General features: G+C 76.1%; 1 protein-coding gene. It reads right to left on the bottom strand.

What is annotated here, in order from left to right:
• Positions 1 to 1,992: beta-ketoacyl synthase N-terminal-like domain-containing protein (locus tag EYA84_RS31175; protein WP_236146069.1), on the bottom strand; the 1,992-nt coding region annotated here is incomplete at its 3' end.
• Between the last annotated feature and the right edge of the window lie 30 nt (positions 1,993 to 2,022).

Below are 2,022 nucleotides of genomic sequence, written 5' to 3'. Positions count from 1 at the left end.
AGCCGCCAACCGGTCCGCCAGCCCGGAGTCGTCGGCGACGAGCGCCAACCGGTACGGCGCGTCGTCACGGGCGGTGCCGGCGCTGGCGACCACGTCGGCCACGTCGAGGTCACCCCGGGCGCGCAGGTGCCCGGCGAGGTCGAGGGCACTGCGCCGCAACGCGGCCGCCGATCGCGCGGTGAGCGTCACGAGGTGCGCGCCGGTGCCGTCCGGCGGCGGTACGGGCTTCCGGGGCGGCGCCTCGCGCAGGACGGCGTGCGCGTTGGTGCCGCCGAAACCGAACGCGTTCACGCCGGCGACCAGCGGTCCGGGTGCGGTCCACGGGCGTGCCTCGGTGAGCACCGTGAAACCGGCGGCGTCGAGGTCGTACCGCGTGGACGGCCGGACGTGGTGCAGCGACGGCGGCAACTGCCGGTGCCGCAGGGCCAGCACCACCTTCAGCAGCGACGGCATGCCGGCGGTGTTGAGCAGGTGCCCCAGGTTGGTCTTGACCGACCCGAGCCAGCGGGGCGTGCCGTCGGGGCGGGGCGGGAACGCGGCGGCCAGTGACCGCGTCTCCACCGGGTCACCGAGGCCGGTGCCGGTGCCGTGCGCCTCGACGTACGAGACGACGGCCGGGTCGAGCCCGGCGTCCGCGTACGCGCGGGCGATGACCTCCCACTGCCGCTGCGGATTCGGGGCGAGCAGGCTCAACGACCGGCCGTCGTTGCCGACGGCGGTGCCGGCGACCAGCGCGAGCACCCGGTCCCCGGCGGCGTACGCGTCGTCGGGGCGGCACAGGACGAGCGCCGCACCGCCCTCGCCGGGCACGAAACCGTCGGCGTCGGCGTCGAAGGCGCGACACCGCCCGGTCGGCGACAACGCCTCGGCGGCGTCCAGCAGCCGGTAGGCGGTCTCGGTGAGGTTGAGGTTCACGCCGCCGACCACCGCGATGTCGCACTCGCCGGTGGCCAGGCTGCGCGCGGCCAGGTGCAGCGCGACCAGCGCCGACGAGCAGGCGGTGTCCACCGCGATCGCCGGGCCGACGAGGTCCAGCGTCTGCGACAGCCGGGCCGCGACGAGATTGCGCAGGTTGCCGACCAGCGCCGATGGTCCGGTCACCGCACCGGTGGCGGCCAGCAGCTCGGGGTAGGCGCTCTCGCCGACGGCGGCGAAGACGCCGACACGTCGACCCTGCCGGCGCGGGCCGGCGTACCCGGCCCGTTCCAGCGCCTCGTACCCGATCTCCAGGAACAGTCGGGCGTGCGGGTCGGTGAGCCGGGCCTCCTCGTCGGAGAGCCCGAAGAAGTCCGCGTCGAGCTGCATCGGGTCGTCCAGGAAGGACCCCCAGCGAGGTCGGCCGTCCTGCGGCGTCCACCGGTGCTCCGGCACCGGCCGCACCGCGTCGACGCCGTCGACGAGCCCGCGCCAGAACTCGTCCGGGTCGTCCGCGCCGGGGAACCGGCAGGCCATCCCGATGACCGCGAGCGGCGTCGCGCCGGAGCGGTCGTCCGGTGCCGGTGGGACGGGACTCCCGAGCGGTGCCGTCCGGGTCGCCGACGGCCCGGCCAGGATGCGGTCGGTGAGCGCGGCGACGGTGGGACAGTCCCGCAGGTCCGCCGGATCGAACGTGGTGCCGAGGGCGTCCTCCAGCCCGGCCAGCACCTCCATCGCCGTGAGCGACGACCCGCCGATGGCCAGGAAGCGGTCGTCCGCCGCGATGGTGTCGGCGGGCCGGTCCAGCACCCGGGCCCAGACCGCCCGGACGACCTGCTCGACCCGTCGCCGGGACAGCGGCCCCGAGGACGGCGGCGCGGATACCGGGTGTGGGTCCGTCGAGGTCGCCGGTGGCGCGGGGTCGGACGTCGACGGGCGTGGGCGGCTGGTCGCCGCCAGGTGCCAGCGGCGTTCCCGTTCGGCGAAGTCACCGGCCAGGTAGCGTTCGCGCATCCGTCGCCGCCGCAGCTTGCCGCTGGTGGTGCGGGCGAACGCGCCGGGCGGAAGCGGCAGCACCCGCACGTCGTGGTGCCATGCCGCCTCTGC

The sequence above is a fragment of the Verrucosispora sp. SN26_14.1 genome (genome assembly GCF_004307965.1).
Lineage (GTDB): Bacteria > Actinomycetota > Actinomycetes > Mycobacteriales > Micromonosporaceae > Micromonospora.
This window is presented reverse-complemented; position numbering and strand designations above follow the sequence as displayed.